The sequence below is a fragment of the Chryseobacterium sp. genome (assembly GCF_019236175.1).
Lineage (GTDB): Bacteria > Bacteroidota > Bacteroidia > Flavobacteriales > Weeksellaceae > Chryseobacterium.
Genome location: NZ_JAFAJM010000019.1, coordinates 249,092 through 272,224, shown reverse-complemented (window position 1 = coordinate 272,224; position 23,133 = coordinate 249,092). Strand labels below are relative to the sequence as shown.

The 23,133-nt window shown below is 37.4% G+C and carries 23 protein-coding genes; 9 read left to right on the top strand and 14 right to left on the bottom strand.

Annotated elements, in window-relative coordinates; translation table 11 throughout:
- Positions 1-114 precede the first annotated feature (114 nt).
- From JO178_RS17420 to JO178_RS17405, 4 genes are all read left to right on the top strand, one after another.
- Positions 115-1,017, top strand: coding sequence for an AraC family transcriptional regulator (locus JO178_RS17420; protein ID WP_291938556.1), 903 nt, complete (start codon positions 115-117; stop codon positions 1,015-1,017).
- A 117-nt stretch (positions 1,018-1,134) separates the two neighbouring features.
- Positions 1,135-2,478, top strand: a complete 1,344-nt coding sequence (locus JO178_RS17415) for a carboxylesterase family protein (RefSeq protein WP_291938554.1) — start codon at positions 1,135-1,137, stop codon at positions 2,476-2,478.
- Positions 2,479-2,618: 140 nt separating this feature from the next.
- Positions 2,619-2,783, top strand: a complete 165-nt coding sequence (locus tag JO178_RS17410; protein ID WP_291938552.1) for a hypothetical protein — start codon at positions 2,619-2,621, stop codon at positions 2,781-2,783.
- 105 nt (positions 2,784-2,888) lie between these two features.
- Positions 2,889-3,056 carry a hypothetical protein gene (locus tag JO178_RS17405; protein ID WP_291938550.1) on the top strand — a complete coding sequence of 56 codons (168 nt, stop codon included), beginning with the start codon at positions 2,889-2,891 and terminating at the stop codon, positions 3,054-3,056.
- Between the two features lie 51 nt (positions 3,057-3,107).
- Here the strand turns inward: JO178_RS17405 and JO178_RS17400 are convergent, their stop codons facing one another.
- The 6 genes from JO178_RS17400 to lpxK form a co-directional block, all read right to left on the bottom strand.
- On the bottom strand, positions 3,108-4,580 hold the full coding sequence (locus tag JO178_RS17400; protein WP_291938548.1) for an alpha-amylase: 1,473 nt from the start codon (positions 4,578-4,580) through the stop codon (positions 3,108-3,110).
- 47 nt (positions 4,581-4,627) lie between these two features.
- Positions 4,628-5,722 carry a DNA polymerase IV gene (gene dinB / locus JO178_RS17395; protein ID WP_291938546.1) on the bottom strand — a complete coding sequence of 365 codons (1,095 nt, stop codon included), beginning with the start codon at positions 5,720-5,722 and terminating at the stop codon, positions 4,628-4,630.
- A gap of 110 nt (positions 5,723-5,832) precedes the next feature.
- Positions 5,833-6,288: a GNAT family N-acetyltransferase gene (locus JO178_RS17390; protein WP_291938544.1), complete on the bottom strand. Its 456-nt coding sequence runs from the start codon at positions 6,286-6,288 to the stop codon at positions 5,833-5,835.
- 39 nt (positions 6,289-6,327) lie between these two features.
- A complete protein-coding gene (locus JO178_RS17385; RefSeq protein WP_291938542.1) occupies positions 6,328-6,849 on the bottom strand; it encodes a thioredoxin family protein in 522 nt (173 codons plus the stop codon).
- Between the two features lie 209 nt (positions 6,850-7,058).
- On the bottom strand, positions 7,059-7,874 hold the full coding sequence (locus JO178_RS17380) for a purine-nucleoside phosphorylase (protein WP_291938540.1): 816 nt from the start codon (positions 7,872-7,874) through the stop codon (positions 7,059-7,061).
- Positions 7,858-8,883 (bottom strand): tetraacyldisaccharide 4'-kinase, encoded by a 1,026-nt coding sequence (gene lpxK / locus JO178_RS17375; RefSeq protein WP_291938539.1) that lies wholly within the window; start codon positions 8,881-8,883, stop codon positions 7,858-7,860. Before lpxK ends, JO178_RS17380 begins: the two co-directional genes overlap by 17 nt.
- An 88-nt stretch (positions 8,884-8,971) precedes the next feature.
- Between lpxK and truA the strand changes: the two genes are divergently transcribed.
- Complete coding sequence (truA, locus tag JO178_RS17370) at positions 8,972-9,724, top strand: tRNA pseudouridine(38-40) synthase TruA (protein WP_291938538.1); 753 nt, start codon at positions 8,972-8,974, stop codon at positions 9,722-9,724.
- A 456-nt stretch (positions 9,725-10,180) separates the two neighbouring features.
- Positions 10,181-11,938, top strand: a complete 1,758-nt coding sequence (locus JO178_RS17365) for an ABC transporter ATP-binding protein (protein ID WP_291938537.1) — start codon at positions 10,181-10,183, stop codon at positions 11,936-11,938.
- Positions 11,939-12,071: 133 nt separating this feature from the next.
- Here JO178_RS17365 and JO178_RS17360 read toward each other — a convergent pair whose 3' ends face one another.
- From JO178_RS17360 to JO178_RS17340, 5 genes are all read right to left on the bottom strand, one after another.
- Positions 12,072-12,686, bottom strand: coding sequence for a class I SAM-dependent methyltransferase (locus JO178_RS17360; RefSeq protein ID WP_291938536.1), 615 nt, complete (start codon positions 12,684-12,686; stop codon positions 12,072-12,074).
- Positions 12,683-13,276: a hypothetical protein gene (locus JO178_RS17355; RefSeq protein WP_291938535.1), complete on the bottom strand. Its 594-nt coding sequence runs from the start codon at positions 13,274-13,276 to the stop codon at positions 12,683-12,685. The genes JO178_RS17360 and JO178_RS17355 overlap by 4 nt, the downstream gene beginning before the upstream one ends.
- Complete coding sequence (locus JO178_RS17350) at positions 13,266-13,736, bottom strand: sigma-70 family RNA polymerase sigma factor (RefSeq protein ID WP_291938534.1); 471 nt, start codon at positions 13,734-13,736, stop codon at positions 13,266-13,268. Before JO178_RS17350 ends, JO178_RS17355 begins: the two co-directional genes overlap by 11 nt.
- Positions 13,736-14,587 (bottom strand): alpha/beta hydrolase, encoded by an 852-nt coding sequence (locus JO178_RS17345; protein WP_291938533.1) that lies wholly within the window; start codon positions 14,585-14,587, stop codon positions 13,736-13,738. Before JO178_RS17345 ends, JO178_RS17350 begins: the two co-directional genes overlap by 1 nt.
- A 229-nt stretch (positions 14,588-14,816) precedes the next feature.
- Positions 14,817-16,196 carry an MFS transporter gene (locus tag JO178_RS17340; RefSeq protein ID WP_291938532.1) on the bottom strand — a complete coding sequence of 460 codons (1,380 nt, stop codon included), beginning with the start codon at positions 16,194-16,196 and terminating at the stop codon, positions 14,817-14,819.
- A 110-nt stretch (positions 16,197-16,306) separates the two neighbouring features.
- Between JO178_RS17340 and JO178_RS17335 the strand changes: the two genes are divergently transcribed.
- Positions 16,307-17,143 (top strand): AraC family transcriptional regulator, encoded by an 837-nt coding sequence (locus JO178_RS17335; RefSeq protein ID WP_291938531.1) that lies wholly within the window; start codon positions 16,307-16,309, stop codon positions 17,141-17,143.
- A gap of 254 nt (positions 17,144-17,397) precedes the next feature.
- On the top strand, positions 17,398-17,613 hold the full coding sequence (locus tag JO178_RS17330; protein ID WP_115970288.1) for a hypothetical protein: 216 nt from the start codon (positions 17,398-17,400) through the stop codon (positions 17,611-17,613).
- A 56-nt stretch (positions 17,614-17,669) separates the two neighbouring features.
- On the opposite strand, the gene JO178_RS17325 is transcribed toward JO178_RS17330, so the two are convergent.
- The 3 genes from JO178_RS17325 to JO178_RS17315 form a co-directional block, all read right to left on the bottom strand.
- Positions 17,670-18,962, bottom strand: a complete 1,293-nt coding sequence (locus JO178_RS17325; RefSeq protein WP_291938530.1) for an MFS transporter — start codon at positions 18,960-18,962, stop codon at positions 17,670-17,672.
- 21 nt (positions 18,963-18,983) lie between these two features.
- Positions 18,984-19,913, bottom strand: a complete 930-nt coding sequence (locus tag JO178_RS17320; protein ID WP_291938529.1) for a hypothetical protein — start codon at positions 19,911-19,913, stop codon at positions 18,984-18,986.
- Between the two features lie 88 nt (positions 19,914-20,001).
- Positions 20,002-20,754 (bottom strand): DUF3575 domain-containing protein, encoded by a 753-nt coding sequence (locus JO178_RS17315; protein WP_291938528.1) that lies wholly within the window; start codon positions 20,752-20,754, stop codon positions 20,002-20,004.
- Between the two features lie 191 nt (positions 20,755-20,945).
- Here JO178_RS17315 and JO178_RS17310 point away from each other — a divergent pair, with 191 nt between their 5' ends.
- Positions 20,946-23,030 (top strand): outer membrane beta-barrel protein, encoded by a 2,085-nt coding sequence (locus tag JO178_RS17310; RefSeq protein WP_291938527.1) that lies wholly within the window; start codon positions 20,946-20,948, stop codon positions 23,028-23,030.
- The last annotated feature ends 103 nt before the right edge of the window (positions 23,031-23,133 follow it).

Below are 23,133 nucleotides of genomic sequence, written 5' to 3'. Positions count from 1 at the left end.
AAACTTTCGGACAAACAAAGCTTATACAGATTACCGAATTACTTACCAATTTTACAGACCTTATATATGTTCTCCGGGAAAGTGGTAATTTTGACTATTCATAATATGTACATCATGGAAAATCAGAAGGTTGAAATTTATAATACGGTGTCGGAATATAATAAAATGGCCAATCATGAAACTTTACATCCCCTGGTCAGTATTATCGACTTTTCCAAATCCGATCCTATCTGCCAGTATAAAAGAAAATTCGGGTTCTATACCGTTTTTCTGAAGGATGTGATGTGCGGAGATATGTTGTATGGTAAACACAGCTATGACTATCAGGAGGGAACATTGGTTTTTATAGCTCCGGGGCAGACTTATGGAATTTATAATAAAGATAAATATGTTCAGCCTGCAGGTTTTGCATTGATTTTTCATCCTGATTTGCTGAAAGGAACCAATCTGGGGAAAAATATAAAAGACTATTCCTTCTTTTCCTATGATGTACATGAAGCATTACACCTTTCTGAAAAAGAAAGAGAAATTGTGCTGGAATGTTTTAAAAATATTAAACTGGAACTTGAGCAGCCGATTGATAAACACAGCAAGTCCTTAGTGGTAAACAATATTGAGTTGTTTTTAAATTATTGTATGCGTTTCTACGACCGCCAGTTTATTACCCGGGATCATATCAATCAGGGCCTGATCGGTAAATTCGAAGGCCTTATCGATGACTATTTAAAATCTGAAAATCCCAGGAATATCGGATTCCCGATGGTTAACTACTTTGCCGAAAAATTGAATCTTTCCGCCAATTATTTCGGAGACCTGATTAAAAAAGAACTGGGAATTTCCCCACAGGAACTTATCCACAATAAATTAATTGATATTGCAAAGGAACAGATTCTGGATCAGCAAAAGTCAATCAGTGAGATTTCCTATGATCTTGGTTTTAAGTATCCACAGCATTTTACCAGACTGTTTAAAACTAAAGTCGGCATTTCTCCAAGCGAGTATAAAATCCTGAATTGAGATATTTAACACCGATAGATAATCAGAATTCTGATCAATAGATATTTTGTGGATAATTATTTCTTGGTATCAAAAAACAGGCTACCTTTAAGGAACAATGTTTTGTAGTCACCACCAATGAAATCACAACCTAAAGATACTTATACCTTCAATACCCGTTTCGGAAGAATTATAGCCCTGAAGGAAAATGGTGTTATCAAAGCGAAGAGCATCCGCTATGCTCATTCTGAAAGATTTCAAAAACCTGTTCCGGCAGAGCCTTCTGTTTCTGATATTACTTTTCCGGATAAAACTCCGGTTTGTCCACAGGCATTAAGCCCGCTTGTGGAAAAGATGATCGGAGTTACCGATGTCGATAGCTTTCAAGCTGATGAATCTACTCAGTATCTTTCCGTGACCCGGCCTGAAACCCACAATGAAGATGAAAAATTACCAGTCATTGTCTGGATTCATGGGGGGTCCCATGAAATAGGATGTGGAGATCTTCCTACTGCAGATCCGGCTGAGTGGGTAAGAGAGCAGAATATTATTATTGTCACGGTTTCTTACCGGCTGGGACTCTTTGGTTTTTTAGGAGGTGATGAAAAAAGGCCGCCCAACCTTGGGTTATTCGATATGATTGAAGCGCTGAAGTGGGTTACAGCTTATATTGCAGACTTTGGTGGAAATCCCGAAAATATTACCCTTTTGGGGCAGTCTTCAGGCGGGGATGCGATTGCACATCTCATGATTTCAGAAGGGGTGGGTGACTTGTTTCAACGAGTGATTATTCAGAGTGCACCGCTGGGATTACGTCATAAAAGACAGAAAATGTCTGCAGAGTTTTTGAAAAAAACTGAAGTGCTGAAAGAAGAGAAAGATGTTCTGAAAATGATGGATGAGTATGGAAAACTGGTGCCCTCTGTCATAAAATACGGGCTGAAGGCAGCAATGCCTTTTGGCATCCAGTACGGGTTTCCCCCGTTATGTAAAGAAGAAGAATCCAATGAGAAATGGAGAGCTCTTGCAAAGAAATATGATGTATTGATAGGGTTCAATAATGATGAAACGGCTTTTTATCTTAAGACATCAGAAGCTTTAAATAAATATTTAGGCAAGGGCTTAGGATTGAAGATTCTGGATAAAACGGTTGAAAAAACAACAGCCGCGATCTATGGTGCGCCGGCCCGGAAATTTGCCGAAAATTATGCAAAAGGCGGAGGGAATATTTATTTGTTCAGAATTCATTCCCAATTAAAAGATAATCCTATCGGAGCCTCTCATTGTATCGATCTTCCTCTGATCTTTGGAAATGAAAAAGCATGGGCATCTTCTGCCATGTTAAAAAATATTCCATGGCATACTATTCAGGAGAATGGTAAAAAATTAAGAGCGCTCTGGGCGGAATTTGCCAGGACCGGAAAAATCTCCGACCAGTCACCGCGGCCTGAAATTTTAAAAATTCAGAAAATAGAGGATTAATAAAATATATATAAATCGGGTTGTAGGTTTAAATTTCATTGTGGAATAAGTGTTTTATTTCTTTATTTTTTAGTTAATTATCAATTATAATTGATATTTTTTGATTATATTTAGGATATCAAATTCGAAAATATTTAACTATGAAAACCAAAACTCATGAAAATGTGCGGAAAATCAACCGCCAGGAACTTAAGACTTTAAAGGCAGGTGCTGCTGGAGAAAGAATCTGCTGCAGCTATAATATATTCAATGAATGTTGTGAATGGGTCCGTGATATAAGATACTGCCAGAATATTTATTGTTAAATCAATATACTCAATGGGTTGAGCATATATTCACAGGAAATCGGTCTCTAAAGAAGTACGCTATTTTTAATTACTATTTAACATTTAATCAGGAATAAAATAACTATGAAAACAACACAACTTCAAAACGCAAGAAAAGTAAACAGACAGGAACTTAAACACTTAAAAGGAGGAATCATCATCAGAGACAGAATATGCTGTTTTTATAACGAAGACAACTATTGCTGTGAATGGGCTGCCGATTTATGGAGCTGTCGTGGCATTAAATGCTAGTAAGAGCATCATAAAAAAAGTAAAGCGTACATGATTATGTACGCTTTTATTTTATTCAGTAATCCATACACTGACATTTCCTGCAGGAACCGGAAAATCTCCCCAGCCGTTTTCATCAATGGTTACTTTTTCTTCGGATCTTTTCAGGACATCTTTGAATTTTTTTCCGGAATACTTTTTTCCCATTTCCATAGGTTTGTTGTAGGCATCTTTATTACTGAGAACAACAGCACATCCGGAATGTTCCTCATCACCTTCACGGATCCATCCAAGACAGTTCGCATCCTCAAAATAGTCCCGTTGTTCTCCGTAGGCATACTCTTTCCTGGCTTTTAAAAGTTCTTCAATACCATCTATTTTAGGCATGAATATTTCCTGATCATTTCCGGATTTGTCTTTATCCACATAGTGAGCGCCGTATAAATCAGGATAAAATACACAGGGGTAGCCATCCTGCCTCAGAAGGATCAGAGCATAAGCAATGGGCTTAAACCAGGGCTCCACGGGAGCTTCAAGATCCTGTAGGGGTTGGGTGTCATGATTGGCTACGATACTCACCGAATGTAGCGGATCAGCCTGGGTTAATGTATCATCAAAAATTCTTCTCAGATCATAGGAAGCTCCTTCTTTGGAAGCATTATGAAAATTATTTTGTAAAGAACTATCGAAGAGACTCATACAGCCTTCCGTTACGTCGATATATTTCTGAAGAAGATGAAGGTATCCCGGAGCCCAGTATTCGCCTACTGCAAAAATATTTTTCTCCGAATTCGAGCGAAGGAGGGTAACCCATTCTTTATAAAAATCAAATGAAATATGTTTGAGAGCATCCAGTCGTACCCCGTCAAAATCGGTCTGATCAAAATACCATTTTATCCAGGTATTGAGTTCTTCCCGTACAAAGGGATTCCGATGCTCAATATCATTATACATCAGATAATCATAATTGCCTTTCTCATCATGAATCATTTCTTCCCAGTCATCGCCATATTCGGACTGTATTTTATAAATATGGGATTCCATGCCTTCAGCATAATCCACTCCGCTGAAGCAGGTGAAATTCCATTCAAAATCGGAATATTTTTTACCCCTTCCGGGAAATGTGAATTTGGTATAAGATTCTATTTCGATGACATCAGAAATTACTTTTTCCCTGTTGTTTTCATCTACTTTTACTACATTGAATTTTTCCAGTTCATCACCTCCGGCCTTATGTCCCAGAACAATATCCACAATGGTTTCTATATTCTCTTTTTTTAGTGCTTTGATGGCTTTGATATATTCTTCCTTAGTGCCATACTTTGTGGGAATAGTACCTTTCTGATCAAATTCTCCAAGATCATAAAGATCATAAGAATCATATCCGATGGAATATCCGCCACTAGTTCCTTTATAAGCAGGAGGAAACCATACGGAAGAGATGCCCAGTTGTGCCAGATAGGCGGCTTGCGTTTCAGCCTCTTTCCACAATTTCCCATCCCCTTCAGAGTACCAGTGGAAAAACTGAATCATTGTTGGGTTCATATATTTGAAGATTTGGTGGATACAAGATAGTGAAAAAATACGACCTGTTAATTTTCAAATTCTTCAAACGGAATTTTTAGTTGAACGGAAATTTGTTTTTTTTCTTCTGTATTAAGATGAGACAGAGAGAGTCCCAATAAACGGACCGCTTTATCGTAAGGGCGCAGTTCCCAGAGTTTTTTTCCTGTACTGAAATACTGTTCCGGTGAGGTGAAATAATCTTCTCTGGTAATACTTCTTGTAAAAAGAGAGAAATCTTTATATTTTATTTTTAAGGTTAAAGCTCTTCCAAGAATGTTATTTTTCTGTAGCCGCTGATGAAGTTCCTGGCTGAGACTTTCCAGTTTTTCATTGATCTGCTGCTCATCAAAAAGGTCTTCAAAAAAAGTTCTTTCTACGGCTACGCTTTTCTGGATGCGATGAGGCTTCACTTCTGAAGTATGGATCCCGCGTACTACATTGTAATAGTGCTTACCAGACTTTCCAAAAAATTTTACCAGTTCTTCCAGCGACTTTTTCTTCAGATCTTTTCCCTTGTAAATCCCTAAACTGAACATTTTGTTGGCGGTAACTTTTCCGACACCATAAAATTTTTCAACAGGTAATTCTTCCAGGAAGTTTTCCACTTTATCCGGATGAATTGTTTTTTGTCCATTGGGTTTATTAATGTCAGAGGCTACTTTTGCGAGAAATTTATTGACTGAAATCCCTGCAGAAGCAGTTAATCCTGTCTGTTCAAATATCTTCTGGCGTATTTCCTTGGCAATAAGATTGGCTGAATCCATCCCTTTTTTATTTTCGGTGACATCCAGATAAGCTTCATCCAGCGACAGAGGTTCCACCAGATCGGTGTATTCATAGAAAATTTCCCGTATTGTTCTTGAGATTTCTTTATATCGGGCAAAGCGGGGCGGAACGAAAATGAGATGAGGGCATCTCTCTTTGGCCGTTTTACTGGGCATCGCTGAACGAACTCCGAATTTTCTGGCTTCGTAGCTGGCTGCTGCTACCACGCCACGGTGTTGGCCTCCTACTGCAATAGGCTTTCCTTTAAGCGAAGGATTATCATGCTGCTCCACGGAAGCATAGAATGCGTCCATGTCTACGTGAATAATTTTACGAAGAGGCACCAAAAAATCCATATCACAAAGATATGGATTCCTTTATTTATAGTAAATTATTTTAAAGAAGGAAAGCCGGAAGCTGAAGGAAAGCAGTAATTGCTGTGTTAAAAATAATTCAGTCCGCTTTTTTAAGATTTCAGTCTCATGGTAAGAAGATGAGGTTCGAATCCTGCCTTTTCATAGGCTTTGATAGCAGATTCATTTTGAGCATATACGTCCAGTCTTACTTCTGTAATTCCTCTGGATTTCGCCCAGCCGATCAGCTCATCGGTAATCAGCCTGTTGATTCCTTTTCCTCTGTATTCAGGTTTTACATACATAAAGCCCAGATATGCATAGGTTTCAAATGTATAGTAATCCTTTTCCGGCTTTTTAATCAGTGCATAACCGGAGCCTATGATTTCATTGTTTTCTTCAGCAATAACTAAAATCGCATCCGGAGATTTGATAAAATGACTCAGGTCGTAATAATGGATTTCTCCATCAATCAGTGTACTATTAAAAGGCCTTTCTGCTGAAACTATTCCCTGTTCGAATTCTAAAAGAATATCTAAATCCTGTACTGTAGCTTTTCTTGTAATCATGGTGTTATAGGAGTACCGTAATTTTATTGTAGATAAAAATTAATTGTTTTTTAAAAGCTGGTCTATGGTTTGCTGAATCTCAGGGTCTTCAGGAGAAATAGCATAATATTTGGCAATGGAGGATTTCTGGTCTATCACCATATATCTCGGAATCCAGTTAAGATCCACATAATTGTTGAAATCATTTTTCCATCCTGATGCGAACCAGTAGTTATCCTTATCTTTCATGTTAAATTTATCAAGACTTTTATCAAAGCCTTCTTTCGATCTTTCCAGAGATAGAAATACAAAGTTCACATTGGGATTGTTTCTTTCTAATTCTTCAGCTTTTGGGAGTGCCTGTAAACAGTCTCTGCACCATCCTGCCCAAAAATCGATCACTACAATTTTTCCTTTATACTGGTTAAGAATTTGTTGAATGGTAATACTTTTTCCGTCTTCATCTTCCAGCTTTTGTTTTAAAGCTTCTTTAGAAAAACCTGTCTTAAGGACAGTCGGTACTTTTTGTGAATAACCTAATCCGAAAATACCCATCATAAAAATTAATAACAACTTTTTCATTTTGTACAATTTCATTTATACAAATCTAAACAATGAATTGCAATTGAAGAGGAGGAAAATTGATCAATCGAAAAATTCTATAACGGCGAATTATCCACATCGTCGGGCTACTCTTTCTATAGTATTGACGGGGCTAAAATACAAACACATGATTATAAGCCACGGATGTCAGGAATAAACGTGAATTAAGCGTAAGACAATCTTTGATATTATAAGTAATTCCTGATCAGACCTTTGACGATGGTGATCACATTAGGCATTGCTTTGTTGGCGGCATTTAAAACTTCTTCATGAGAAACAGCAAAGGCTATGTCCGGTCCGCCGAGATCTGTAATCACAGACACACAGAATACATTCATTGCCATGTGTCTGGCAACGATGACTTCGGGAACGGTACTCATACCTACCATATCACCACCAATAGCTTTGATCATCCCGTATTCGGCAGGAGTTTCAAAAGTTGGCCCCTGCAAGGCTACATACACTCCCTGAAGGATTTTTATATTGTTTTCGGCAGCAGCCTGTTCCGCTACAGCAATCATTTTTTTGCTGTACGGCTCACTCATATCTACGAAGCGCGGTCCTAGTTCATCGATATTTTTTCCCCGAAGCGGATGTTCGGGCATCATATTGATGTGATCTTTTACCATCACAACATCTGCCACATTAAAGGCAGGATTTACTCCGCCACAGGCATTCGAAAGGATAAGATTTTTGATTCCCAGCAGATGAAAAACCCTAATGGGGAACGTTACAGTTTCCATAGAATGGCCTTCGTAATAATGAAAACGGCCGCTCATCATCAGTACTTTTTTACCTTCCAGTATTCCGTAGATTAATTTTCCGCTATGTCCCGCTACTGTTGTTTGGGGGAAATTAGGAATGTCTCTGTATTCTAAGATATGAACAGGCTCTACTTCATATTGCAATTCTCCCAGCCCTGATCCTAAAACAACAGCAAAATCAGGAGTTTCATGGATTATATTTCTGATAAAATCCGCAGTCTCTTTAATTTTTTCTAACATAATCTAAGATGATTTGATTGAATTCTTCTTTTTTATCAATAAGTACATTGATAGGCCAGTAGTAAACAATTTCTCTAAGATAGTCAAAAGTTTTCAGACGAACGTAATCTTTCTCTGTGGTTAATATCAGTTTATATTCCCCTAATTTTTTATATTCCGCAAGGATTTTTTTAATATCATCATCCGTGAAATTATGATGATCTCTGAATTTTAAATGCTTTACTCTCTTTGAGAATTTGGCCAGGTGTTCCAGGAGCGGTTTAGGATTGGCAATTCCCGTTATCAGTAATATATCGTAATAATTCAGATTGTTATCAGGAAGCACTTTATCTTTTCCGTATACATTTTCGTCATAACCAATGGATGAAAAGAACACTTTTTGGTTATAAGAAGGTCTGATCCTTGAAATATAATAACGTTTTGTTTCTTCAGTAAGCTCATCAGGGCATTTACTGACCATGATAATATCTGCTCTTTTTACTCCTGATCTGGATTCTCTGAGATCTCCGGCAGGAAGAAGATAATCTTTAAAATAAGGATCATTAAAATCAGTCATCAGAATGTTGAATCCGGCTTTAATAGCTCTGTGCTGCAGGGCGTCATCCAATACCAGTACATTCAGATCCATATCATCGATTACTTTTTTAGCACCCGGTACTCTTTCTTCCGAAACAGCGATCACAAAACGGTTTTTAAAACGTTCAAAAAGCTGCATTGCTTCATCGCCCACCATTTTATAGTTGCTGTCATAATTGGTTACCTCATACCCCTTTGTCAATCTTCCGTAGCCTCGTGACAGGACTCCGGTTCTGTAATGTTTGGATAAAAACTGGGCAAGGTACATCACCATCGGCGATTTTCCGCTTCCGCCCACAGAGAGATTACCAACATTGATTATCGGTGTTTTGAATTTTGTTGACTTAAAAATTCCCCAATCATACATTGTGTTTCGGATACCCGTTACCAAATGATAGCCGAGGGAAAAAGGATAAAGGTACCATCTTTTCATACGATTGCAAAAATAGTAATTTTCATAAGCATTTGGTATAATATTCTCAAAGACTTTTCAACAAATATTTCGTTAAATTAAAGTATTTTTGTGGAGTTATTACAATACATTGAGATACTTTATTGAATTTTCTTACAACGGAAAGAATTATTTCGGCTATCAGATACAGCCGGATGCTATTTCCGTGCAGGAAGAACTGGAGAAAGCACTCTCCACCATTTTACGAGAAGAAATTAAAACAACAGGGGCCGGAAGAACGGATACCGGAGTTCATGCAAAAAAAATATTTGCCCATTTTGATACCGGACAGGAGGTGAGTGACGAGCTTCCAAGGAGGTTAAACAGTTTTCTGCCACCCGATATTTCCATCCACAGGATTTTTAAGGTAAAGGATGATTTTCATGCCCGTTTTGATGCTACCTACAGAACATATGAATATTATATTTCATTGTCGAAAAATCCTTTTACTCAGGAATCTGCATGGCAGCACTGGAAGAGGCCGATTGATATTGATACAATGAATGAAGCCTGTAAAATTTTATTTGAATATGAAGACTTTACAAGTTTTGCTAAATTAAAAACCGACAATAAAACCAATATCTGTAAAATGTATAAAGCAGAATGGGAGCAAAACGGAACAGAACTGATATTTACCGTTTCTGCCAACCGTTTTCTCAGGAATATGGTTCGCGCTATTGTTGGAACAATGGTAGAGATCGGTACCGGAAAAATAAAACCTGAGGACCTGCGTAAAGTCATTGAAGATAAAAATCGTAATGCAGCAGGAACTTCAGCTCCTGCTCATGGACTGTATCTTGTAGATGTAGGCTACGAATTTTAAAATACTAAAAATAAAATGACAGTATAGCCTTTTAGCTATTGGAATTTATCTGGGGATACAACTCTTTTTAAGCTTTAGTTATGGAGTGTATGTAAGGATCGCCGATCCTGAATCTCTTGATCGTGTAAGCGATACGGGATTTTCTGCAATTCATCTTGTAAGTTGGTTGATATCCGTTATTGCAGTATAGGGAATTGATCAGTTTCTTGAAAAGAAATTAAAAAAGAAAACCCTCAAAAACCTGCCTTTGAAATAGATCAGATAGGGGAGCCTTCTGAAAATCAGTGAAAAAAGTAACATAAGGAGCTGCCTTTACCTGGCAAAAGATATTCATTCTGTAAATGACAGGTATCTGAAATTTTCTATGACGATTTGCAAAAGTTCTAAAGCCAGTCCGGTTATAAAGTATTATTTTTGCATAGAATTTTATTTTAATTCTATTCTTCGATCCGAACAATGAAAAAACAAGATACCTGGGGAATTGTAAAAAGGCTGTTCTTTATCGGAATGAAATTTCGTTCCTGGTTCATCCTTACTTTAGTAATTTCCATCATCCTTTCAATCGTTTCTACTTACAGACCGTATCTTACCATGAAGGTGGTAGATATTGATATCACAAAGCTTAAAGATAAAGCTTTAATGATGAAGCATATCTACATTCTGGTGGGACTGGTGTTTGCGGAAACAGTCTTAAATTTTTTCCTGGTTTATTTTTCCAATTTTATTTCACAGAATGTGATTCGTGATATCAGAGAAAGATTATATGCCAAGCTTATTTATTTCAGAACGTCTTTTTTTGACAAAACCCCGATCGGGCAGTTGGTAACCCGTGCGGTAGGGGATGTGGAAACCATTGCAACGGTATATACCGATGGGTTTTTGATGGTTTTCGGAGATATACTGAGAATTATATTCGTATTGATCATGATGTTCAGTACCAATGTTCACCTCAGTTATATTACTTTAGCTATTTTACCTTTAATGGTTGTTATTACCCGGTTTTTTCAGAAAAGACTTAAAAAAGCCTTTGGTGATGAGAGAAACTGGACGTCTACCCAAAACTCTTTTGTTCAGGAAAGATTGGCAGGAATGCCTATTATCCAGGTGTTCAACAGACAGGACTCAGAATTTAAGAAATTTGACGATATTAATATTACTTTAAAGGGAGCGCTGCTAAGAACTGTTTTCATATTCTCTTTATTTTTCCCTGTTGTGGAGCTTATTTCTTCACTTTTTATCGGCTTCATCTTATTTTACGGAGGGTATATTACCATCAGTGCAGGGGTTGTTATCGCTTTTATTCAGTATATTTCAATGCTGATTCGACCGTTAAGACAAATTGCAGACCGCTTCAATAATATCCAGAGAGGTATTGTAGGTGCCGAAAGAGTATTGGGATTAATGGATGAAGAAAACTCAATGCCCAATACCGGAACTGTGAAAAAAGACCATTTTGCGGGGAAAATAGAATTCGAAAAAGTGCATTTTGCTTATGATGAAAAGCAGGAAGTACTGAAAGGTATTGATTTTAAAGTAAACCCTGGAGAAACCGTAGCTATCGTAGGAGCGACAGGTGCCGGAAAATCTACAATTATCAGCCTTATTACAAGGCTTTATGATATCAATTCTGGAAACATACGGATTGATGATGTCAATCTGAAAGACTATGAACTTTACAATCTGAGGAGCCATATTGGTGTCGTATTACAGGATGTTTTTCTTTTCCATGGAAGTATTTTTGAAAATCTTGCCTTTGGAGATGAAAGCATTACATTGGATAAAATAAAAGCAGGAGCCAGAGAAATTGAGGTAGATCAATTCATTGAACAGCTTCCCGGAGGATATGATTATGTTGTGAGTGAGAGGGGTTCTTCCATTTCTTTAGGACAGCGACAGTTGTTATCTTTCCTTAGAGCCTATTTGTCTGATCCTAAGATTCTGATTCTGGATGAAGCGACTTCCTCTATTGATCACGAAAGTGAAAAACTGATCCAGAGAGCTACAGAAAAAATTACAAAAAACAGAACATCCATCATCATTGCCCACAGGCTTTCAACCATTGAAAAAGCAGATAAAATCATTGTGATGGAACATGGTAAAATTGTGGAAGAAGGAAAACATATTGATCTTCTGGATCAAAACGGATATTATGCGACTTTATACAAAGCTCAGCTGCGTCATGAAGTGGAAATGGAAGAAGAGAAAGAATTATAATCCGGAAGAAGATTCTTTCCCTCCCCGGTATTGCCCTATATCAGTTATAATTTGCCACGAATACATGAATGTTTTAGAGTGTATTCGTGGCAAAATTGTATATCTTAAAAGCCAGCGTCCGGCTGATGAAATTTTAAATTTTTTTAAAACTGCAGAAAACAAAATTCTGAGTGGTATCAAAAGGCGTTGTATGATCTTCCGTGATACACTTTATTTTTTCAAAATTTTCATTAAATGTTTCGGACAGCGATTCTTCATCATATTGTCGGATATCCAGTCCGCTGCATTTGGTGGGGCCGTTTTTGGAAAAAGTTCCAAGGACCATGAATCCGTTGATATTTTGTTCTGTAATATCAATGTATTTAGCCACCTGTTCCGGACTTGTTAGAAAATGAAAAGCAGCTCTGTCGTGCCAGATATCATAGCTTTCCGTAGGTTCAAATGTGGTAATATCTGTAGCGATCCATTTCACTCTGTCCGCTTTATCACCCAGCCTTTGCCGGGCTTTCTCTAAGGCCTTTGCCGAAATGTCAAGTACGGTAATATTTTCGTAACCTTCTTCAAGAAGAAAATCTACAAGATTACTGTCTCCACCACCAATATCAATAATTTTAGCTTCTTTTCCCAGTCCAAATGAATGGATAAAATCAAGAGATGTCTGAGGTTTCTCCTGAGTCCAGCTTACCTGTTCAGGGTTTTTTGTTTCGTATACGGTTTCCCAATGGTTTTTATGATCGGAAGAGTTCATAATTCTTTACATTGATTATTTATTTCTTCAAATTTACTGATTAATCCGTGAAGTTTTTCCTGTTGTTTTTTAATTGTTTTTGGTCTTATATAAAACCAGCTAAAGGCGATCCATGCAAAAGTAAGCCCATAGGCAATGACCGCTGAAGATAATTTCATTACTGAGGCATATTCATACATATAGAGACAGATTCCTGTGAACAGCAGGATAAAATAGACATTCAGCATAGTGGTCTGCATCAATTTCTGCTTACTTTTTACCGTGTATAAGCTCTGAAGGTATCCGCTGTTAGACTGTGTATTATCAATTGTATAGAAAGTCATGAACAGCCTGTTGTAAACAACAAGAAAAATAACCATAGCTAATATGGCCAGTATGATTCCAAGCTTTGTAGTGATCATTTGCGGCTGATAGTAATACCAGATGAAGCCGATACATAAAGAGGTGGCAGTCAGAAGGAGATTGGTGATGATTAATTTACGAAGATTTTCGTTTTTAAATTTTTTCAGTCTCCCCAAAAGCTCTTCCATATTGGGCTTATTGGATGTCTGTTGTTTCCAGATATTTTTGAAATCTATATTAGTATCCATTTTCTTTAAACTTTTGCGTTAATTTTTCTTTAATCCTGTGAATTTTTACCCGGATATTGGATTCGGAAAATCCCGTAATATTGGCAATTTCTGTTTGTTTTACTTCTTCCAGCTCCAGAGAGATGATAATTCTTTCTGTTTCGGGAAGCTCAGAGATGAATTGATAAAGCAGCTGGATTTGCGGTTCCATAGATTCCTGTTTTTTTTCCTCCAGATTAACAGGCAGGTCGGATTTTGCAAACTTCTTCTCTTTTTCAATTTGTCTCAGACAGTTATTGGAAGCAATTCTGAATATCCATGTGCCGATGGCGGATTCATTCCGGAATTTAGGTAATTGCTGCCATACGATGATAAAAGTTTCCTGGGCGAGATCCTGAGCCAGTTCAGGATCATTGATATATCCCATACATAAGCGGAATATTTTCTGCCAGTACATTTCATAAATCTCTTCAAATGCCATTATTTTGAAGATAAAAAGTTGTTCAGTTGATTAAAATACCAGTCTTTGTCATCATACATGATGAAGTGAAGTCCTTTGGAAGCATATTGCATATTGGCGTTTTTTAAGTTTTTATATTGATCCTCAATCACAGGTTTTAAATTAACAAAAAAAGATTCTAATAAAATGAGAGAAGGACATTGTATATTTTTTATCGTTTGTCTGAGATCTGTATTGTAGAAATCACAATACATTTTAGCAAATGTTTTCCTGTCGGATTTCATGCTCCAGCTGATCACCGTTTCCTGCATGGAAGTATCTGCCAGAAGACGCGGAATGGCTTGTGTCTGCATTTGACGGAATTGCTCATCAGTCATGGCGGTCAATTTATTAATAGTAGACGAACAGTCATTATTTTCTTTAGAAGTAAATTTCGGATCCGAAATGGCAGCCAGACAAGGCAGGGTATCTACAATCACAATTTTACCTATGAGTTGCGGATAATCTGCAGCGATGGCCAAAGCAAGGCCGCCGCCCATACTGTGTCCGATAATTATCGGCTTTTCAATTTTATTATTTTTTATATAGGCTGCAATTTCTTTTTCCCAGTCTTTGAAGCTGGCATCTGCACCAGGCCGGGTTCCTGCAAATCCGGCCATTGTTAAAGTATAACAAGTAAAGTTTTTCTCAAATTTTGCAGTCGTTTCATTCCATACCTCTCCTGAAGAAGCAAATCCCGGAATAAAAATCAAAGACTGTTTTCCCTGTCCGGCTTTTTTTACTTCAAACGGATATTGTTTTTCCTGACCGAATATATTACAGAAAGCAGCAAGTGATAACAGAATAATAAGAAGAAATGTGTATTTTTTCATGATTTCTAAGGTTTTAAGGTTTATTTGTCTTTTAGAGACAGAACGTTTAGAAATGTTACATAAAATTTTCACTTTTTTTAAAAATATATAAAACTGATCAATGGCTTATACGGTTAGGTATTATCATATTACCGATGAATAAAGAGGTTGTTTATAGGGTTAGGGATAGGATACAGGGAATAAAAATAAATCCGGAACTATGAAAACAAAGGTCAAAAAATATAACTCATTATTGTATTTTCATGAATTTTCTTCTTAATGAAACTCCAAAAATCAGAAAGGTGATGCCTAATAAGATGATCATCAATAAGGAGGAATTATGATAACCGTCTGAAGTACTGAAATACATCCTCCCCAGAATACTGACTCCTAATGCAATGCTGATTTGCTGGACCGTGAGGTATACCCCGGAAGCGACCGAGGTTACCTCTGCCGGAAGCTGATGCATAGCATTGGTAAACATAGAAGGAAGAACAATTCCACAACCGATTCCATAAAAGAAGAGAACGACTGCAACAGTAGTGTCACTCACAGTCGGCCCATCAAAGAATCGAATGTGCAGTATCAGGCATATTATCATTAAGAGTAATCCGGAAGCCATAAAACGTTCCTGATACCGATGCAGGTATTTTACTCCAGATAAAGATGCTATTACATAGCCAATTCCCTGAAATGCAAAAAGTTTTCCTGTCTTGGCAGAACTGAATAACATATGCTCCTGAAAATAATTGGCGTTGATGAAAAAATAGGCGTCCTGAACCAAAGAATATAAAGCTGCTGCAGCTACAGCAATGCAAAAACTGTTGTAAGCAAAGGGTTTCATGCTGACCAGAACATTTTTCCCTGATCGGTAATCTATATTTTGACGGTAAACAAAGCAGACCAGACCGGCCAAAGAAAAAAGAGCTATAATAATTGTATGATTTTTCCATCCTTCTTCACCGGCAATAACAATCTGGTAAATCCCCACGATTAATAAACCGACAAGCATAATTTGTGAAGAAATCTGGATTTTTTCTGTCTTTTTTAAAGGGATCTCACGTAATAATTTCATTGCGAGTAGAGCTGCAATGAAAGCAATAGGGACATTAATCAGGAAAATAATCCTCCAGGCGCCGAAACTGATATTCATATCCGGAATAATTCCTCCTAAGACCTGTCCCAAAACAGAAGCAGCCCCGGCAATTGCTCCATATATACCTAAGGCTGCAGAGCGCTCCTTTTCATCCGGAAAGATTTCAGAGATCAATGCAACTCCCTGAGGTACCATGAATGCTGCGGTAATTCCCTGGATAAGTCTGCTGATATTAAGCTGAACAGGGGATTGTGATACGCCGCAGAAAAAAGAAAATACCATGAAACCTAACATAGAGATCACAAAAATCTTTTTGTGCCCGTATTTAATTCCCAGCTTACTTCCCGTAATCAGAAAGGCACCATAACCGATGATGTAAAAAACAATAATGAACTGGCTTTCCGCAGTACTGGCATGAATACTTTCCCGAATGGAAGGAATAGCGATATTGACGATGAAAAGATCCAGAACGCAAAGAAAAACAGACATAGAAATGACAAGCAGACTGATCCTGTTTTTTAATGAAGTATGCATATTTTTAATGATTAAATGATATAAATGATTATAAGGTAAAATTATACAGATTAGCTGCTGTTATTTTTGTAGTATTGTATTATTAATTTGTATTAATTAGTCTTTTTGGTATGAATAATCCGTATAAAATATTGTATGAAAAGCTTGACAAATGTCCGTTAAAAGGAAAAGTATATCATTTGTATCAGTTGGTATATATCATTTCAGGTCATGGATGTCAGCTGGTAAATAATTATGCAGTGCCTTATCAGCCCGGAGATCTGCTGGTTTTAATGCCTTCGGATGTCATAACATTCGATATTCAGAAGACGACTGAGTTTCTGTTTATAGGATTTGGCAGACAATATCTTGAACAGGATGCTTTATCAATGGATCATAGCCTGAAACTTGAACTGCTGCTGAGTAAAGTTCAGTCAAACAGAGGGTGCATTCTTCGTGAAGGTAATGATTCCGTTTCAGTAAAATATCTGACAGAGGGGATCGTACGGGAATCCGTTAATGACAGTCTCTACAGTAAACGTTTAATTGAACAGTATATTAATGCCTTAATTTTAATTGTAGCAAGAAATTTAGCACAGTCTCCGTTGCCGGAAGAAATTTCAGAAATTTCAGAATCGAAAATTGTTAATATCCTGCAATATATCCAGGATTCCATTTATGAACCTGAAAAGCTGAAACAGGAACGGATCGGAGCTGCTTTTGGTTTGTCAAAGACCTATGTAGGCCGATATTTCAGAAAACATACGGAACAGACATTACAGGAGTATATTGCACAGTTTCGGCTGAATATTATTGAACATAAGCTCCTGTATACTAATATGCGTATTGGCGAAATTGCATTTGAACTTGGTTTTACTGATGAAAGCCACCTGAATCACCTGTTCCGGAAATACCGTACTATGACGCCTACAGAATTTAGAAAACGGAAATCAGTAACAGAAGAATAAGCAATATTAATCGTCGTTTCCAGTGTTTTTTTATTCCTTATTTCTGTTTTTTACAATGAAACCTGCAGCGGGGTTCATTATTGATATAAATATCATTTATGTTATTTCGTTATATAAAACAAAAAAATATTGGCAATGAGGTGTTTATATTAATAATATTTACTAAATTTATTAAATATTTAAGGCTGTGCCTTAGATATTACAGGGGTATCATATAAAAGTGAAATTTTTAACTAAAAAACTAAAAAATATAAATGAGTAGTAGTATCCAAGATGAATTTAAAGTCTTTAAAGACGAACTGAAGAAACTTAATATTGAAGTGCAGAAAGTAGTAAAAGTAGGAAACGGAAGCATGGATTTCCATGAAGTTTTCTACAAATCGCCGAGGTATGAAGAGGTGAAGACTGTATATGTCCAGCGACATAATTTAGACAGTATGATAGAAAAATTTAAACAAGCTTATCATTAAAAAATATAACCGGCGCCGCAGATTCTCTGTGGCGCCGGTTTCTTATCGTTATATCATTAATCTTTATCCAGTGTTGAGGTCTTTTGAGTATCTTTCATTCTTGCATATACCAACAGAGAAAAGAAAATACATCCGGTAATATACCAGTAAAAATAATTCTCATTTCCCGCTTTTTTAAACCATAAAGCAATATATTCTGCTGTTCCTCCAAAGATGGCTACTGTAAGAGCATAGGGAAGCCCCACACCAAGAGCTCTGATCTCGGAAGGGAAAAGTTCAGCTTTTACCACTGCATTGATGGAAGTATAGCCACTCACAATAATTAATGAGATCATGATCAGAAAAAAGGCAGCCCACATAGAGGTAGTGGTGCTGAGTGCAGTAAGAAGCGGAACCGTGCATAAAGTTCCCAGAATTCCAAATCCCAGTAATAGCGGACGCCGGCCTATTTTATCGGAGAAAGCTCCAAATGCAGGCTGAAGACAGGCAAAAATAAATAAGGTGACGAATGAGATCAGGGTAGATTCTTCTTTGCTCAGATGAACTGTATTGACCAGAAATTTTTGCATATACGTTGTGTAAGTATAAAATGCAAGTGTTCCGCCTAAGGTAAGCCCTACCACAGTAAGCAGCGCCTTAGGATATTTCAGAAGTTCTTTTACGGTTCCTTTTTTATTTTCACTGATTTCTTTTTTATTTTCAAATGCTTCCGTTTCATGAAGATTGGAACGGAGATATAATGCAATGACAGAGAGTACGGCTCCGATGACGAAAGGAATTCTCCAGCCCCATTCTTCCAACTGGGCCTCCGTGAGTAATATTTTTTGAAGAATCAGCTGGACTCCCAATGCAATAAGTTGCCCTCCGATAAGAGTTACATATTGAAAACTGGAATAAAATCCTCTTCTGTCCTGGGTTGCCATTTCACTGAGATAGGTGGCTGAAACGCCATATTCGCCGCCTACACTTAATCCCTGAAGTAATCTGGCAATAAGAAGTAATGCCGGAGCAAGAATTCCTATAGTTTGATATGTTGGAGTAAGTGCAATGAGAAGCGAACCGAACGACATCAGTAAAACAGAGACTGTCATTGCTTTTTTCCGGCCTATTTTATCAGCAATACTTCCAAATACCCATCCTCCGATGGGACGCATAAGAAATCCAACGGCAAAGATTCCTGCGGTATTCATCAGCTGGGCATTGAGATCAGAATCCGGAAAAAAAGAATGGGAAAAATAAATGGCAAAAGCCGCATAGGCATACCAGTCGTACCATTCTACAAGATTTCCGATGGATCCGCCAACAATGGCTTTAATTCTCTGACCCGAAGTGATAGGGGATGAATTCATAAACTAGGCTTTAATAGAAAATCAGTTTTTACCGAATATCCTTTTTATTTTAGTCAATAATCCCTGTTTCTCAGAAACAGATTGAACGGGAGGTTCGGCTGAGCGGTTCGGCTGTTCCTGAACTTCTATTTCTTCTTCAGTCTCAGCTTCAGAGGACTCGAATGCAGAATCAATAATGGATTGTACCAGGCCGGCTGCATCTTTGCTTTCCTTGATATGAATTCTGTTGGGTTCCTCTAGTGTTTTTCCCGTGATTCTTTCAAAATGAATTTTAGCTTCATTAAAAATGGCAATTTCGGCCTCAGGCCTGTCATCCACATGTATCGTTTCCGGAATAAGCCCTGAGCTGTTACGTACAGATTCACATTCAAAATCACTTAGGATACCCTGGTAAATGGGAACCACCATTTCTATGGGAGCTACCTTTTCGTAGCTTTCTGCAAGCTGAAGCATATCTTCTCCCACTTCGTATTTCTGAAGAGTATTATCCACAGCATGGGTTACTTTAGCCTTCGCCGTAGAAAGATTGGCAACTGCTTTTTCCTGTTCCGGAGTATTTTTAAGGATATTAATTAATTCCTGAATACGATGTCTGATTTCAGGATCTATTTTATAAATATGTTCAGCGTGGGTAAGAGGAACACCATGGCTCATCGCTGCTAATGAAGCTTCCTGAACGTGAAGTCCCATCGTAAAGGCAAGCTCCACAACAACTTTAATAAATTGTGCTAGCTGTTCTCTGTCTAATTCCGATTTTGCAAGAGCCTGATAAAGCTTAGATCCTTCTGTAAATTCTGCCTGATATTTTTCAGGGGTAAAGCTGTGCTCATTTAAATGAACAGTTTTTCCATCTAATATATCTGATAAATAAGTGTATATCTGAAATTCTTTCTGGCTTTTGAGTTCCCCCTTTAATTCCTCAAATTTGTTTTCTCTAATTAATTCTGTCATTTTCCTGTTATAATGACGAGCAAGATACAAATTTCGCTAAAAAATAAAACCATCCTTAAAAAAGGACGGTTTTGATATTGTATTTGTTTTAAAATCTATATCCCAGAGAAAGGCCGCTTCTGAAGCCTGCCCAAGGTCCGTCTACTCTTATTTTAGCACCATTGGCATTGGTTTCTACGGTATATTTTACAAACGGAATGTCCAGGTTTTCTATTTCTTTTTTCAGCTGTGCCTGCATATCCGGAGTAAGAACATAATCGCTGGTCATTGTAAAATCTCCTTTTCCGCTTCCGTAATGAGCTCCGGCGATCCAAAAATCAAGCACCAGATTCTGATTTCGGGTGAGGAAGAATTGTACTCCAACCATAAGCCCGCCGCTGTTCCCGTTTGTTTTTCCCTGTCCCTTCAGAGGAACCTGATAGGTGATACCATTGGGGCCGTTATAGTCATAATAAAAATCAAAAGTATTGGATGAAACATCAGAATACCGGTAGTACGGAGCAATATAAAATCCTTTTCCATAGCCTTTTCCAAGGTAGAATCTGGGCTCTATGGTGATATGGGTAGCTTTTACTCTTAAATTTTGAAATCTTTTTTCATCTTCATCCTTTAAAAAAGAATTGATAAAAGGAACTTTTCCTTCCGGCATGGTACCAAAGCCAACATTTACTGAAAACCATTGATTGATAGCTCTTTCATAAGACAGATTGATATTTCTGAATGCATAAGCCGTAACATTCGTCTTAATGATATTCATTTTTTCTGTCGGAGTTGTTTGATTTTCCTGTGCTCCGGCTTGTGAAAACAGGGCACAAAAAATTAATATCATTGCTTTTTTCATGATCTTATATTTTGTGGTGTTGAAATAGTACCAGCAAAAAACGGGCTGAATTTAACATAATAATATTAATTAACAGAAAAAAATACGGGTGAATATTCATTATTTAGATGGTTTTTATTATTTGTAGCCACCATGAATATAATGTAATGAATAAGATGCTTGGTCTGTCTTAACAGTATATTCCATTCTGTATGAAAAAATTGATATATACTGTATGCATTCTTTATGGAACACTGATGTTTTCACAAGAGAAAGTGATTGATACTGCTGACGTATCAAGGACAAAAGAAATTCAGGAAGTTATTGTAAAGTCACAACGCAAAAAACAGTTTGCAGATAAATCGGTGTATACTTTTGATAAAGAAGCTCTTGAAAAAGCCCGGTATGCAAAAGACCTTCTTCAGACTCTTCCTGAGCTGCAACTGGATCCTGTGGCCAATACGATTACCAGTACAAAAGGTGGAGCCACTTTATTTCTTATTAACGGAATTGAAGCTACAGATCTTCAGATTCGCAGCGTGAGCCCTTCGGAAGTTCTTAAAGTTGAATATTATGATATTCCGCCGGCAAGGTGGGCGACAAGGGCTGATACGGTGGTGAATATTCTGACAAGATCTGTCGAGACCGGATATGTTTTCGGAACAGATGTTTCTTCCGCTTTGAATACGGGATTTGTAAACGCTTCTGCCTATGCCAATTTTACCAAAGGAAAAAATAATATAGGCCTTGAGTATTCTCTAAACATGAGAGACTATAATGACAGAAGAGTAAACAGCATCTATGATTACCGGCTGAATGGTAATCATTACCGTTCGGATGAAAACAGAACAGACCATTTCGGATATACCTCCCAGAATATTGCTTTACGTTATACCAGAATGGTTTCGGATGATTATGCATTTCAGGCTAAATTAAATATGGATATTTTCAGCAGATTTTCCAAAGGAGCGGGACAGAGTGTTTTTATGAAAGATGATTTCAGTGAGGAACATGCTATGTTTAAAAATAACGGATCTGATTATGCCATCCCCAAACTCGATGTATATTATTCTAAAAAAATAGGCGGGAAAGACGAGGTAAGTATTAATCTGGTAGGATCACATTATACAACCAATAGCTCGGAAACCGCTAAAGAGTGGATGGTAAGTTCGGGACTTTCCGTATATGATAATGATATGGTCTTGAAAGCTAAACAAACGAGTGTTGTAGGAGAACTGGCCCATATTCATGATTTTAAATCAGGAAAACTTTCATCCGGATATCGCATATCAAGGTCTTCTATTTCCAATGATCTGAATAATCTTGCAGGGTATTCACTGTATCGTGTGGATTATCTGGAACAATATTTTTATACTGAATATTCCGGGAAAATTGATAAACTGACTTACCGAGTAGGAGTAGGGCTTACCAATATCCATAATAAGAGTGCGGAAAATACGTTTGATGAATGGACGTTTACGCCCAAACTTATTGTAGGCTACCAATTTAAAAATAATCAGAGCCTTCGTTTTACAGGAAGCTATAATCCTGTGAGCCCGTGGAGTAATGCGCTCAGCAGTAATGTAGTACAGCTGGCTCCCAATATTGTGCAAAGAGGGAACCCTTTCCTGAAATCACAACAGGTTTTTTCTAATTCACTGACTTATTCTCTGAATAATCAATATTTTGATTTTAATGCTGCGCTGTTCTACCGTTTCACAGATAGGGTGATTAATCAGTATTACGTGCAGGATGATACATTGGGCGGTTATGCCCTGACGTATGAAAACGGGAAAAACGGACAAAGGTACGGACTGCAGTTAACCGGTTCTTATAAACCTTTCGGAAATAATTTACTGGTAGTAAAAGCTGTCATTACTCCTACTTCAGAAACTATAAAAACAAGTGCGGGAGCCCTGATTAAAAACGATTATCTGGGAAATTATTTTATATTGTCCTCAGAGTATCAATCTTTTTCAGTTCAATACCAGTTTAATTTTCCGGTGTATAGCCTGAACGGAGCATTTCTTAATACAAATGAAAACCAGAATCATGTTTTTCTCAGTTATAAACATAAAAACTGGACTTTCTCTACAGGAATGTACTGGATCGGAATGCCTTCGGAGTATCAGACAAGAAGCCTTTCTGAGAGCCTGGTTGATTACAGACTTCATACGAGAATCATGAACAATAAATCAATGTTTATTCTGGGGCTTAGTTATGATTTCTCAAAAGGAAAGAAAACCGACCTCCAGAGAAAACTGAACAACGAAACGGCTCCTGCTGCTACCTTTTAAATGAAGACATTTTTAATTGATTTCCTGATGAGTTTCATGTTCTTTTTTGCTTCCGTATTTAAATTAAACAACCGTCCGATAGGGATCGGACGGTTGCTCTGTG